Raw genomic sequence first — 12,062 nt, forward strand, 5'->3', positions numbered from 1 at the left:
CAAAGGAATTGACGGGAGCGGCCCCACGGGATTGTGAAATCCCGTGAATTCGGACCGCCCTTGAGAGGTTTCCCACATCACATCGTCATCACAAAGCCCCTGTTTCGACCGGGAACACAGCTCACTCGCTGTAACGTCGATTGGGTGCGTACCGAACGAAACCTCACCCGGCGTCTGGACCGGGTGTTCGCCAGACTGGACCGTGAGCCGGAACGACCGGCCCACATCGATGTGCCGAGGATGAGCCGGCACCGGGTCGTCCTGTTCACCGCGACCCTGGCTTTCTACCTCGCGATCGTGTGGGCCGTCGTGATCAGCTCGTGGCTGGTCCGGCTGGACTGGCAGGTCATGTTCTTCCGGCCCTACCAGCAGTGGCCGCAGATCCACGCGTTCCTCGACTACTACGTGGTGCTCGGCCAGCGCGGCCCCACCGCCGTGATGGTCGCGGCCTGGCTCGGCTGGCGCTCCTGGCGGCAGCACACCCTCCGCCCGCTGCTGACCCTGGCCACCTCGCTGCTGCTGCTGAACATCACGGTCGGCGCCGCCAAGCTCGGCATGGGGCGGCTCGGTCCGCACTACGCGACCACCATCGGCTCGAACGAGATGGGCCTGGGCGGCGATATATTTCCCAGCGGCCACACCGCCAACGCGGTGGTGACCTGGGGCATCCTGGCGTATCTGGCCTCCAGCCCCCGAGCCCGGCGCTGGCTGTCCGCACTGTCGGCGGTCACCTCGCTCGGCGTCGGCCTCACCACCGTCTACCTCGGTACGCACTGGCTGAGCGACGTACTGCTGGGCTGGGCCGCCGGTCTGCTGATCCTGCTCGCCCTGCCCTGGTTCGAGCCGCTGATCACCAAGGTCGAGACCGCCCTCTTCGACCTGCGCGACCGCTGGCGCGCCCGCCGCGGCCGGCCCGCCACCGAACCGCTCGTCCCGGTCACGCCGGTGGCGCTCACCCCGCGCGGCGCGGCCGCCGACAACCCGTCGGCGCGCGAACCCGTCTCCTCCACGCGCGCCTCCCGCGGCCCGGTGCACCTGGCCCCGGGCCCGCACACGGCCCGTTCCGAGCGCACCCCGGTCACCCCGGTGGGCAGCCGCCGGCCGCCGCACGCCGACCGCCACCCGCGCGGCACGTCCCAGCCGGCCCGCCCCCTGACGGGCGGCTGACGGCACACAGGCGGCGGGTCCGGTACGCACGACCAGCCCGCGCCACGGCGAAGGCCCCGCCCCCTCCCGGGGGCGGGGCCTTCGCCGTACTCACGTACCGGGGGCCGGAGTCAGCCCTTCCAGGCGCGGGCCACCAGTCCGTCCCTGACCTCGAAGTTCAGCCGCCCGGTGCGGTACTCCATGGTGATGATCGCGCCCGGCGGCAGCGACCGTACCGTCGACCACCCCCGCTGCCGAGCGAGCCGCTCGGCGTCCGGGGCGTCGAGGCCGACGTACCCGTCCGGGCTGTCCTGGGGCTCCGCCGATGGAGTGGGAATCGGTGCCATACCGCCAGGCTAGTCGGCACGCCCGAGTAGGAGAAGCGTCCGCGCTCCGTCACGCTTCTGTCACAGCCACGGGGGTCGGTTCTGCTCGAACTCCGTCACACGTACGGGGGTTTTCGTACCGCTTACCGGGGTAGTCGAACAGAATTCACGCGTGTCGCGCCGCCGCTCGGAATTCCCCGATCGGAAAGCGGCTCGGCGCGCATCACGGCGGCCCCGGGCACGATTGTCCCGACAATCCGCGGGCAGGTCACCGCAGCTGACGCGGCATAGGAAATTCACCGTTTCCGCACACCGAGCGCGGTACGCTCCCCGGCTACGGCGCCGGCGTTCGCCCCGGACCGCCCGGAGCGCGCGGCCCGTCTTCCGCGCCCCGGGCCAGCGCCTCGTCGAGCCGGTCGCGCATCCTCCTGACCGCGTCCGTCAGCTCGGCGGGCTCCAGCACCTCGAACGGCAGGCCCAGCATCGTGATGTGGACGACCATCACGTCCAGGCTCGCGGCACCGCTGCGCAGGAGGCACGTCTCCTCCCCCTCGGGCTCCAGCGTCCCCGCGGACGGTGAGACCCGCTCGGCCGCCTCGGGCAGCGGCACCAGCAGCCGCACCGTGGCGTGCGTGGCGTACGCGCCCGTGGAGACACCCCGGGACACGTAGGCGGCGAGATCCTCGGCGGGCGGTTCGCGCGGGGTGAAGCGCGGCCCGTGCGGCGGCCTGGTGGTGATGCGGTCGACGCGGAAGGTCCGCCAGTCCGCCCGGTCGACGTCCCAGGCGACCAGGTACCAGCGCCGCTCGGTGCACACCAGCCGGTGCGGTTCGACGGTACGGCGGCTCGCGGTGCCCTCGTGGCTCTCGTAGTCGAAGCGCAGCCGCTCGGCGTCCCGGCACAGGTGGGCGAGTTCGGTGAGCAGGCCCGGGTCGACCGGGGTGAGCGGCGGTCCGCCGCGCAGCATCGGCACCGTGAAGGCGTTCAGGGCGCCCACCCGGCGGCGCAGCCGGTTCGGCAGCACCTGCTCCAGCTTGGCGAGGGCGCGCACGGAGGTCTCGCCGATGCCCTCGATGCCCTGCCCCGCCGCGGTGCGCAGCCCTACGGCCACGGCGACCGCCTCGTCGTCGTCCAGCAGCAGCGGGGGCAGTTCGGCGCCCGCGCCGAGCTGGTAGCCGCCGCCGGTGCCGGGGCTGGCGTTGACCGGGTAGCCCAGCTCGCGCAGCCGGTCCACGTCCCGGCGGACGGTGCGCGCGGTGACGCCCAGCCGTTCGGCGAGTTCGGGTCCGGACCACTCGCGGTGGGCCTGGAGCAGCGAGAGCAGACGCAGCAGCCGTGCCGAGGTCTCCAACATGGGGCCGAGTGTGCCAGCGGACGCGGACAGCCGCTGTCCTCGTCGGAACAGCGGCTGCCCGGGCCCGCGTGTGCTCAGAGGTCCAGGCGCTGGCCGGGCACGATCAGGTTCGGATCCTCGCCGATGACGGCCTTGTTGGCGGCGTAGATCCGCTGCCAGGTGGTGCCGTGGGAGGCCGCGATGGTGCTCAGGGTGTCGCCCTGGCGGACGATGTGGTCGCCGCGGGACGCGCTGCGGCCCGTCTGCGCCGCCGGACGGTCCTGCGTCTTCGCCGGGGCGGACTTCGCGGGGGCGGACCTCGCCGGGGCGGACCTCGCCGGGGCGGACTTCGTCGTCACGCCCTTCGAGGCGGTTCCGCCCGCGGAGCCGGTGGAGGCCGCCGTCGGTGCCGTGCCGGACGCTCCCGCCCGGGCCGAGCAGACCGGCCAGGCGCCCCAGCCCTGGGCCTGCTGCACCTTGGTGGCGACGGCGATCTGGGCGCTCCTGGAGGCCTGGTCGGCCGTCGGGGCGTAGGCGGAGCCGCCGTACGCGCGCCAGGTGCCGGCGGAGAACTGCAGCCCGCCGTAGTAGCCGTTGCCGGTGTTGATGTGCCAGTTGCCGCCGCTCTCGCACTGGGCGATGCGGTCCCACACTCCGTTGTCCGCCGCTGCGGCGTTGCCGGTCGCGGCCAGCAGGCCCAGCGGGGCCAGCAGGGCGGCTCCGGCGAGCGCGGCCGTCGTACGGCCCTTGCGGGCGCTGTCGTCACGGGCGGTGCTGCGGGTGGTATCGGCACACTCGGACATGTATTTCCCTCTCCACGAACCCGGGCTCCCCCGGGCGGAGCGCGTCTTCCCGCGGATCACCGCGGTCCCCCGCGCCCGCCCCGTCCGCGCCCCCGGTGCCGGCGATCGTGCTCTGCCGGTGCCGGGTGGCGGACGAACCCGAGCGGTGCTCGTTGCACACGGCGGAGGAATGTAGGGAGGTCGAGCGGCCGGAATCAACCAACTACGTGTCGTGCGAGGCCAGTTGACAGTTACCGCGAGTATCGGCGATTTTCGGCCACCCAGTTCGTCCGTGGATTTCGTGATTTGTCGACCAACTGTTCAGGCGATCTGTGACCCACTTCACCCATTCAAGTTCCTTGACGTGGCGCCCAGTTGACGGTGAGTGGCCGGTTCCGCACGAAAGGTGACCCAGCGCGGTGGAAGGTTCGAACCGGTTTCCCGCGGGGCGTGACCCCCACCACAGGACGTCCGTTGTCTTCTTCATGAGCCCGGAACCCCGGGGCTCATCGGCCGGGAGCCACCCGGCCGACCCAGCACCGCATCCGAGGGAGCCACCCGTGCCGCGCATGCTCGACGTCAGTGACGCCGTACGCGCCGAGATCGGCGACGAAGAAGCCGACCGGCTGCTCGCCGGAGAGAACGCCCCGGGCAGTTACGACTGCACCTCCTGTCGCACCCCGGGCGACTCCGAGCAGGAGCGCACCAGCACCGTCCTGTTCATCGGCGACGAGACCGCCGTCCTCGCCTTCGCCCACGCGGGCTGTCTGCCCTCGCAGGTCGTCCAGGTCACCGAGGAGCAGCTGCAGGGCGCCGTCCGTTCGATCGGCGGCTCCGGTGCCGACTTCGCCGGCGCCGAGCCGCACAGCGCCGCGCCCCAGCAGGCGGTGCTGGGCGTGACCAGCGGACTCGTCCTGCTCGACGGCGAGTTGCACCCCGCGCTCGTGGTGGAGCCGACCTCGCCGATCGTGCGCCCGGGCAGCGCCGGCGCGGGTGACGACTTCCTCCCGCTCCTCATCGAGCAGGGCTTCATGCCGGTGACCGCGCTGGCCTCGGTGCCGCCGGTGCTGCACGGCTGGTCGTGTCTGCTCGCCGTGGGTCAGCTGCACGCGGTGCTCCAGCCCGGCCCGAACGGGGGCCAGCCGGTGGCCTGGTGGCAGGCGCACCAGCCGCTCCAGGTGACCGACAGCTGGCGGGCGGCGGCCAACAAGCACCAGCAGGTGCTCATGTTCGCGGCGCCGGTGGGCTCGATCGGGCGGCAGCCGCGGGAGGACCTGCTGCGGGACGCGCTGGACAAGGCCGCCGTGAACGGGAAGCTGGTCGCGGCGGCGCTGCCGCTCGCCGGCACCTGAGTACGGCGCGGCCCCGCGCCTCCGAAGGCGGGCCAGGCAACCGCATCCCTTTGCGGGCGCCGTCGTTTGGACATACGTGCACGCATACGACACCCCCCCTCCTCCTCGCCGGTCCTCCTTCGCCTCCGTCCCGTCCGCCCGGGCGGCGCAGGAGGGCGCCGGCGGGCAGTCGGCCACGCCGATCTACGACTCGCTCTACGCGGAGTGGGTCAAGGCCTTCCGTACGCTGCCGGGCGACCGCAGCGGCGAGGAGGAGCTCGGGTTCAGCGCCTTCGGGGACATCCCGGACGGTGCCGGGTCGCTCGGCGGCCACCGGGCGGGGTCGTTCAGCAGCTCCTACAGCGCCTACAGCGCCGGGGCGTACAGCGCCCGGCAGCAGTCGCAGTGGCAGCGCGTCGGCACCCTCGGCCGGCAGCAGCAGGACACCGGGATGCACTACGTCCCGGCGGGCCTGCCCCTGCCGCCCGGGCCGCGTCGCGGCGCGTGACGGACGAACGGAGAAGGGCGGCCCCCGGTGCTCCGGGGGGGCCGCCCTTCTCGTCCGTACGGCCGCTGCCGTCCGGGCTACTTCTTCTTGCCGCGCTTCTCGCGCACCCGGACCGAGATGTGGATCGGGGTGCCCTCGAAGCCGAACTCCTCACGCAGCCGGCGCTCGATGAAGCGCCGGTAGCCCGCCTCGATGAAGCCCGAGGCGAAGAGCACGAACCGCGGGGGCTTGGTGCCGGCCTGCGTGCCGAACAGGATGCGGGGCTGCTTGCCGCCCCGGACCGGGTGCGGGTGGGCCGAGACGAGCTCGCCGAGGAAGGCGTTGAGGCGGCCGGTCGGCACGCGGGTCTCCCAGCCGGCGAGCGCGGCCTCGATCGCCGGGACCAGCTTCTCCATGTGACGGCCGGTGCGGGCCGACACGTTCACGCGCGGGGCCCAGGCGACCTGGCCCAGCTCGGTCTCGATCTCCCGCTCCAGGTAGTAGCGGCGCTCCTCGTCGAGGGTGTCCCACTTGTTGAAGGCGAGCACCACGGCACGGCCGGCCTCGACGGCCATGGTGACGATGCGCTGGTCCTGCACCGAGATGTTCTCGGAGGCGTCCAGCAGGATGACGGCGAGCTCGGCCTTCTCCACGGCGGCGGCCGTACGCAGGGAGGCGTAGTAGTCGGCACCCTGCTGGAGGTGGACGCGCTTGCGGATACCGGCGGTGTCGACGAACTTCCAGGTGGTGCCGCCGAGCTCGATCAGCTCGTCGACCGGGTCGCGGGTGGTGCCCGCCAGCTCGTTGACGACGACCCGCTCCTCGCCGGCGACCTTGTTCAGCAGCGAGGACTTGCCGACGTTCGGGCGGCCGATCAGGGCGATGCGGCGCGGACCGCCGACGGCCGTGCCGAAGGTCTGCGCCGGGGCCTCCGGCAGCGCCTCCAGGACGGCGTCCAGCATGTCGCCGGTGCCGCGGCCGTGCAGGGCGGAGACCGGGTGCGGCTCGCCGAGGCCGAGGGACCACAGGTAGGCCGCGTCCGACTCGCCGCTCAGGCCGTCGACCTTGTTGGCGCACAGCACGACCGGCTTGCCGGCCTTGCGCAGCAGCCGTACGACGGCCTCGTCGGTGTCGGTCGCGCCGACCTTGGCGTCCACGACGAAGACGACGGCGTCGGAGGCCTCGATCGCGTACTCGGCCTGCGCGGCCACGGAGGCGTCGATGCCGAGGACGTCCTGCTCCCAGCCGCCGGTGTCGACGACCTTGAAGCGGCGGCCGGACCACTCGGCCTCGTAGGTGACGCGGTCGCGGGTGACGCCCGGCTTGTCCTCGACGACCGCCTCGCGGCGGCCGATGATCCGGTTCACCAGGGTCGACTTGCCGACATTGGGGCGGCCGACGACGGCGAGCACGGGCAGCGGGCCGTGGCCCGCCGCCTCGATGGCGCCCTCGACGTCCTCGATGTCGAAGCCCTCTTCCGCGGCGAGCTCCATGAACTCCGCGTACTCGGCGTCGCCGAGCGCCCCGTGGTCGTACTCGTGCTCAGCCGAGCCGCCGGGCTGGTTCTGGTCGTTCATGAAGTCCGTACCTCGTTGTTCATTCGTGGTGGTCGGTGGATCGGTCCGGTTTTCTCCCGGCTGATCCACTACTCAAGTGTCGCCTAGCGGCCGGTCAGGCGCCTGGCGTTTTCCAGGTGCGCGGTGAGCTGCTTCTGGATGCGCTCGGTCGCCTCGTCCAGGGCCTTGCGCGTGCGCCGCCCGCTGCCGTCGCCCGCCTCGAAGGGGTCGCCGAAGACGACGTCGACGCGGGACCGCAGGGGCGGGAGCCCCTTGATCAACCGTCCGGGCCGGTCGGAGCTTCCCAGCACGGCGATGGGCACGACCGGCGCCCCGCTGCGGACCGCGAAGTACGCGAGCCCGGCGCGCAGGGAGGCGAAGTCGCCCGTGCCGCGGGTGCCCTCCGGGAAGATGCCCAGGACTCCCCCGGCCTCCAGCACGCCGAGGGCCCGGGTGATGGCGGTGCGGTCGGCGGAGGCGCGGTCCACCTTCACCTGGCCGATCCCGGTCAGGAAGGGGTTCAGCGGGCCGATGAACGCCTCCTTCTTGATCAGGAAGTGCGTCGGCCGGGGCGCCACGCCCATGACCATCGGGCCGTCGACGTTGTGCGAGTGGTTCACCGCGAAGATCACCGGGCCGGTGGCGGGCACCTTCCAGGCGCCGAGCACCCGGGGCTTCCACAGCCCGTACATCAGGCCGACGCCGATACGCCGCCCGACCTCGGCGCCCCGCTCCGAGGGGAGGGACGGCTCGGTCACTTCCCGGCCCGCTTCTCCTCGACCAGGGTGACGACGCACTCGATGACCTGGGCGAGGGTGAGCTCGGTGGTGTCCACCTCGACGGCGTCGCCGGCCTTGGCGAGCGGCGAGGTCTTGCGGCTGGAGTCGGCCGCGTCCCGCTTGATCAGGGCCTCGCGGGTGGCCTGCACGTCGGCGCCCTTGAGCTCGCCGCTGCGCCGGGCCGCGCGGGCCTCCGCCGAGGCGGTGAGGAAGATCTTCAGGTCGGCGTCCGGCAGGACGGTCGTACCGATGTCCCGGCCCTCGACCACTATGCCCTTCTCCGCGCCGGTGGCGAGGGTGCGCTGGAGCTCGGTGATCCTGGCGCGCACCTCGGGCACCGCGCTGACCGCGCTCACCTTGGAGGTGACCTCCTGGGTGCGGATCGGGCCGGCCACGTCGACGCCGTCGACCGTGATGGTCGGGGCGGACGGGTCGGTGCCGGAGATGATCTCGGGCTTGCCTGCCACGTCGGCGATGGCGACCGGGTCCGCCAGGTCGATGCCGTTGTCCACCATCCACCAGGTGATGGCGCGGTACTGGGCGCCGGTGTCCAGGTAGCTCAGGCCGAGCTGGGCGGCGACGGCCTTCGACGTGCTCGACTTGCCCGTGCCGGAGGGGCCGTCGATCGCGACGATCACGGGCTTGGCGGTCGGGGCGGCGCCGTTTTCCACGGGAGGGCACCTTCCTGGTGAAGGGTGGTGGGCGGGGTGGGGGCGCGAGGGCGCCCCGCACAAGGTTACTGGCTCGCGGGAGGGGCCCTCACCGGGCTCACTGCCGCAGGGCCCAGCCCCGCTCGCGCAGTGCCTCCTTCAGGGGCGCCGCCGCCTTCGGCTCGACCATGAGCTGGACCAGGCCGGCCTGCTGACCGGTGGCGTGCTCGATCCGCACGTCCTCGATGTTGACCCCGGCCCGTCCCGCGTCCGCGAAGATGCGGGCCAGCTGTCCGGGCTGGTCGTCGATGAGGACGACGACGGTCTCGTACACCCGGGGCGCGCTGCCATGCTTTCCGGGTACCCGCACCTGGCCCGCGTTCCCGCGGCGCAGGACGTCCTCGACGCCGGCCGTGCCGTCGCGCCGCTTGTCCTCGTCGGAGGACTGCAGGGCCCGCAGGGCCCGCACCGTCTCGTCCAGGTCGGCGGCGACGTCGGAGAGCAGGTCGGCGACCGGGCCCGGGTTCGCGGACAGGATGTCGATCCACATGCGCGGGTCGGAGGCGGCGATCCGGGTCACGTCCCGGATGCCCTGCCCGCACAGCCGTACGGCCGCTTCCTCGGCGTGCTCCAGGCGGGCGGCGACCATGCTCGACACCAGGTGGGGCATGTGGGAGACGAGGGCCACGGCGCGGTCGTGGGCGTCGGCGTCCATGACGACCGGGACGGCCCGGCAGTGGGAGACCAACTCCAGGGCGAGGTTCAGCACCTCGGTGTCGGTGTCCCGGGTCGGGGTGAGCACCCAGGGCCGGCCCTCGAAGAGGTCGCCGGTGGCGGCCAGCGGGCCGGACTTCTCCCGGCCTGACATGGGGTGGGTGCCGAGGTAGCCCGTGAGGTCCAGGCCCAGTGCCTCCAGCTTGCGGCGCGGGCCGCCCTTGACGCTGGCGACGTCCAGGTAGCCGCGGGCCACGCCCCGGCGCATGGCGTCGGCGAGCACCCCGGCCACGTGGGCGGGCGGGGCGGCGACGATCGCCAGGTCGACCGGGCCCTCGGGGGCCTCGTCGGTGCCGGCGCCCAGCGCGGCGGCCGTACGGGCCTGCTGGGGGTCGTGGTCGGCGAGGTGCACGGTGACGCCGCGCTGGACCAGCGCCAGGGCGGCGGAGGTGCCGATGAGGCCCGTTCCGATGACGAGTGCGGTTCTCACTGGGCGATGTCCTTGCGCAGGGCGGCCGCGGCGCCGAGGTAGACGTGGGCGATCCGGGCGCGGGGCCGGTCCGACTCGATGTGCGCGAGGACCCGCACCACCCGGGGCATGGCGCCCTCGATGTCGAGTTCCTGGGCGCAGATCAGCGGGACGTCGACGATGCCGAGCTTGCGCGCGGCGGCGGCCGGGAAGTCGCTGTGCAGGTCGGGGGTGGCCGTGAACCAGATGCTGATCAGGTCGTCGACGGTCAGCCCGTTCCGCTCGAGGACGGCGGTGAGCAGGGCCCCGACCTGCTCGTCCATGTGTCCGGCCTCGTCCCGTTCGAGTTGGACGGCCCCCCGGACCGCTCGTACCGCCACGGCGCTGCTCCTCGCTGACAGGTGTGTCTGTGCTGATCCGTCCAGCGTAGTCAGCCCGCGCGGGCGGGGCGCGCGGCGCCCGATCACTGAGACGATGCGAACGCCCCGGTATGTACCGGTTTCACCTTCTGCCCCCAACGTCTGTACGGAGTGGTGACATGACCCAGCCCACGACGCGGCGCACGGTTCTGGCGACGAGCGCGGCGGCGCTCGCCGTGGGATGCGTGGGATGCGGCGCCGAGAACGACAAGAGCTCTCCGGCCACGGACACCGCGGTGTCCCGCACTCCGGCATCCCCCTCGGCGTCCACCTCCCCCGCCGCCGAGGCCTTCACCCAGAACGAGCTGGCGCGGACCAGTGACATCCCGGAGGGCGGCGGCAAGATCTTCAAGGAGGAGAAGGTGGTGGTGACCCAGCCGAAGAAGGGCGAGTTCAAGGCCTTCTCGGCGATCTGCACGCACCAGGGCTGCACGGTGGCCAAGGTGGCGGACGGCACGATCGACTGCCCCTGCCACGGCAGCAGGTTCCACGTCACCGACGGCTCGGTGGCCCACGGCCCCGCCACGAAGCCGCTGCCGAAGAAGTCGATCAAGGTGGAGGGAAATTCGATCCGCCTGACCTGAGCACTCCGCGTACGCTCCGCGCATGCCGCTCGAGAACCCGAAGCACAGCGCGAACCCCGAGAACCGCGAAGGCGCCGTGCGCCTGGTGCGCGACCACACGATCTACTCCTGTGTCATGGGTTCGCGGGCCTTCGGCCTGGCCACGGACGGCAGCGACACCGACCGGCGGGGCGTGTTCCTCGCCCCCACCCCCCTGTTCTGGCGGTTCGAGAAGCCGCCGACGCATGTGGAGGGTCCGGGCGAGGAGCAGTTCTCCTGGGAGCTGGAGCGGTTCTGCGAGCTGGCGCTGCGCGGCAACCCGAACATCCTGGAGTGCCTGCACTCGCCCCTGGTCGAGCACGTGGACGGCACCGGCCGCGAGCTGCTGTCCCTGCGGGGCGCCTTCCTCTCCCGCCACGTCCACGGCACCTTCACCCGCTATGCGCTCGGCCAGCGGCGCAAGCTAGACGCCGACGTCCGCGCGACGGGCGCACCGCGCTGGAAGCACGCGATGCACCTGCTGCGGCTGCTGATCAGCGCCCGCGACCTGCTGCGCACCGGGGAGCTGCGGATCGACGTCGGCGACCGGCGCGAGTCCCTGCTCGCGGTGAAGCGCGGCGAGGTGCCGTGGGCGGAGGTCGAGGGGTGGATGGTCCGGCTGGCGGCCGAGGCCGAGGAGGCCGGGCGGGGCACCCCGCTGCCGCCGGAGCCGGACCGCGCGCGGGTGGCCGACTTCCTCTACCGCGTGCGCCGCGCCTCAGCGCTCGAGGCGGAGCCGCACCACCAGGTCGTGCAGGGCGTCGTGCGCGGTGGGCGCGTCCGGCAGGACTGAGGCCGACTGGGCCTCGTCGAGCACGGCGTGCAGCCGCTCCACGTCCGCCTCCACGCGCGCGTGGTCGATCCGCGCGGTGCCGTGTTCGCGCTCGGCCTTGGCGGCCACCAGCTCGGGCAGGTACCCGGGGGCGTCCACCAGGCCGAGGAGCGTGGGCAGGTGGGCCTGGACCTCGCCGCTGCGCATCAGGTGGATGCCGGTGAGCAGCACCCGGAACGTGTAGAGCAGCGGCTTGAGTTCGCCGGTCTTGTCGAACAGCCGCCACTGGGTCACCGCGAACCCCCTGTAGTGGTGGGCGTGGTGGCCGGTGAGGACGCCCGGGACGAGCGCGGCCAGCTCCCGGTGCGCGTCCGAGGTGTGCACGACCAGCGGCGAGAGCAGCTGCTCCAGGACGTATCCGTTGCGGCGGAGCATCAGCCGGGCGAACTTGCGCAGGTCGTGGGTGACGAGGTCGAGCTCGACACCGAACCGCACCCAGGCCCGCGAGCGGGTCTCCTCCGGCTCGCGCAGCCCGACGAGGTCGGCCGTCGGCAGCAGATGGACGCCCCGGAGGTCCACGTCCGAGTCCCGCGAGGGGAAGCCGTACAGGTGGGCGCCGGAGACGGTCGCGAACAGCAGCGGGTCGGGCTGTTCCGCGACCACGGGGGCGAGGTCGATGTCGAGGTCTTCGATCAT

General features: G+C 72.7%; 14 protein-coding genes. 5 read left to right on the top strand and 9 right to left on the bottom strand.

Annotated elements, in window-relative coordinates:
* Window positions 1-144 precede the first annotated feature (144 nt).
* On the top strand, window positions 145-1,167 hold the full coding sequence (locus N8I86_RS09755; RefSeq protein WP_073899930.1) for a phosphatase PAP2 family protein: 1,023 nt from the start codon (window positions 145-147) through the stop codon (window positions 1,165-1,167).
* A gap of 110 nt (window positions 1,168-1,277) precedes the next feature.
* Here N8I86_RS09755 and N8I86_RS09760 read toward each other — a convergent pair whose 3' ends face one another.
* From N8I86_RS09760 to N8I86_RS39585, 3 genes are all read right to left on the bottom strand, one after another.
* On the bottom strand, window positions 1,278-1,493 hold the full coding sequence (locus N8I86_RS09760) for an I78 family peptidase inhibitor (protein ID WP_263277597.1): 216 nt from the start codon (window positions 1,491-1,493) through the stop codon (window positions 1,278-1,280).
* 313 nt (window positions 1,494-1,806) lie between these two features.
* Entirely contained in the window at window positions 1,807-2,826 is a 1,020-nt protein-coding gene (locus N8I86_RS09765) for a helix-turn-helix transcriptional regulator (RefSeq protein ID WP_073899934.1), read from the bottom strand.
* Window positions 2,827-2,900: 74 nt separating this feature from the next.
* Complete coding sequence (locus tag N8I86_RS39585) at window positions 2,901-3,608, bottom strand: transglycosylase family protein (RefSeq protein WP_263277598.1); 708 nt, start codon at window positions 3,606-3,608, stop codon at window positions 2,901-2,903.
* A gap of 539 nt (window positions 3,609-4,147) precedes the next feature.
* On the opposite strand from N8I86_RS39585, the gene N8I86_RS09775 reads away from it, so the two are divergent.
* Both N8I86_RS09775 and N8I86_RS09780 read left to right on the top strand, forming a co-directional pair.
* On the top strand, window positions 4,148-4,939 hold the full coding sequence (locus N8I86_RS09775) for a hypothetical protein (protein WP_123438374.1): 792 nt from the start codon (window positions 4,148-4,150) through the stop codon (window positions 4,937-4,939).
* A gap of 76 nt (window positions 4,940-5,015) precedes the next feature.
* Window positions 5,016-5,426 (top strand): hypothetical protein, encoded by a 411-nt coding sequence (locus N8I86_RS09780; protein WP_073899940.1) that lies wholly within the window; start codon window positions 5,016-5,018, stop codon window positions 5,424-5,426.
* Window positions 5,427-5,503: 77 nt separating this feature from the next.
* On the opposite strand, the gene der is transcribed toward N8I86_RS09780, so the two are convergent.
* The 5 genes from der to aroH form a co-directional block, all read right to left on the bottom strand.
* The gene (gene der / locus N8I86_RS09785) at window positions 5,504-6,982 is read right to left on the bottom strand and encodes a ribosome biogenesis GTPase Der (RefSeq protein WP_073899942.1); all 1,479 of its coding nucleotides are present in this window, start codon (window positions 6,980-6,982) and stop codon (window positions 5,504-5,506) included.
* Window positions 6,983-7,065: 83 nt separating this feature from the next.
* The gene (locus N8I86_RS09790) at window positions 7,066-7,653 is read right to left on the bottom strand and encodes a lysophospholipid acyltransferase family protein (RefSeq protein WP_385325707.1); all 588 of its coding nucleotides are present in this window, start codon (window positions 7,651-7,653) and stop codon (window positions 7,066-7,068) included.
* 62 nt (window positions 7,654-7,715) lie between these two features.
* On the bottom strand, window positions 7,716-8,411 hold the full coding sequence (gene cmk, locus N8I86_RS09795; protein ID WP_073899946.1) for a (d)CMP kinase: 696 nt from the start codon (window positions 8,409-8,411) through the stop codon (window positions 7,716-7,718).
* A gap of 97 nt (window positions 8,412-8,508) precedes the next feature.
* On the bottom strand, window positions 8,509-9,594 hold the full coding sequence (locus N8I86_RS09800) for a prephenate dehydrogenase (protein ID WP_263277600.1): 1,086 nt from the start codon (window positions 9,592-9,594) through the stop codon (window positions 8,509-8,511).
* Window positions 9,591-9,953: a chorismate mutase gene (aroH, locus tag N8I86_RS09805; protein ID WP_073899950.1), complete on the bottom strand. Its 363-nt coding sequence runs from the start codon at window positions 9,951-9,953 to the stop codon at window positions 9,591-9,593. Before aroH ends, N8I86_RS09800 begins: the two co-directional genes overlap by 4 nt.
* A 158-nt stretch (window positions 9,954-10,111) precedes the next feature.
* Between aroH and N8I86_RS09810 the strand changes: the two genes are divergently transcribed.
* Entirely contained in the window at window positions 10,112-10,576 is a 465-nt protein-coding gene (locus tag N8I86_RS09810; RefSeq protein WP_123438370.1) for a Rieske (2Fe-2S) protein, read from the top strand.
* 22 nt (window positions 10,577-10,598) lie between these two features.
* The gene (locus N8I86_RS09815; protein ID WP_263277601.1) at window positions 10,599-11,387 is read left to right on the top strand and encodes a nucleotidyltransferase domain-containing protein; all 789 of its coding nucleotides are present in this window, start codon (window positions 10,599-10,601) and stop codon (window positions 11,385-11,387) included.
* On the opposite strand, the gene N8I86_RS09820 is transcribed toward N8I86_RS09815, so the two are convergent.
* Window positions 11,313-12,062, bottom strand: a complete 750-nt coding sequence (locus tag N8I86_RS09820) for a nucleotidyltransferase domain-containing protein (RefSeq protein ID WP_263277602.1) — start codon at window positions 12,060-12,062, stop codon at window positions 11,313-11,315. The genes N8I86_RS09815 and N8I86_RS09820 overlap by 75 nt on opposite strands.

The organism is Streptomyces albidicamelliae (assembly GCF_025642175.1).
Taxonomy (GTDB): Bacteria; Actinomycetota; Actinomycetes; order Streptomycetales; family Streptomycetaceae; genus Streptomyces; species Streptomyces albidocamelliae.